Below are 320 nucleotides of genomic sequence, written 5' to 3'. Positions count from 1 at the left end.
GTGATAACTACTGATTACATTAAGGCTAAGGAACCCGGACGCTTAAAAAAGGAAATCGACGACTGTCGTACAATCACATCTAAACTATTTTATCGAGAGAATAAGCCGAAACCATCGCTCACTTCATGTAGCGATGGTACTGGTACCGGTAAGAGTTACGGTCAGTTGAAGGCTTACATTGAAGAGACAACGATTGATGGTAACGCTCAAGGGCATCGGTGCCTATTCTTTATCACACCTCTGAAAAACCAGATCGATTTCGATGATAAGTTGATGAAGACGGCTCAGGATAAGGGAATCTATTTTGTCCCTTTTTTGTC

General features: G+C 41.9%; 1 protein-coding gene. It reads left to right on the top strand.

The genetic code is table 11. The features are described from left to right. A partial coding sequence (locus AB4486_RS27785) for a hypothetical protein (RefSeq protein ID WP_372120030.1) occupies positions 1–320 on the top strand: 320 nt, incomplete at both ends.

The organism is Vibrio sp. 10N.222.55.C6 (genome assembly GCF_041473395.1).
Lineage (GTDB): Bacteria > Pseudomonadota > Gammaproteobacteria > Enterobacterales > Vibrionaceae > Vibrio > Vibrio crassostreae_C.
Note: the sequence above shows the minus strand (reverse complement) of the source record. Positions and strands in the feature narration are given on the sequence as shown.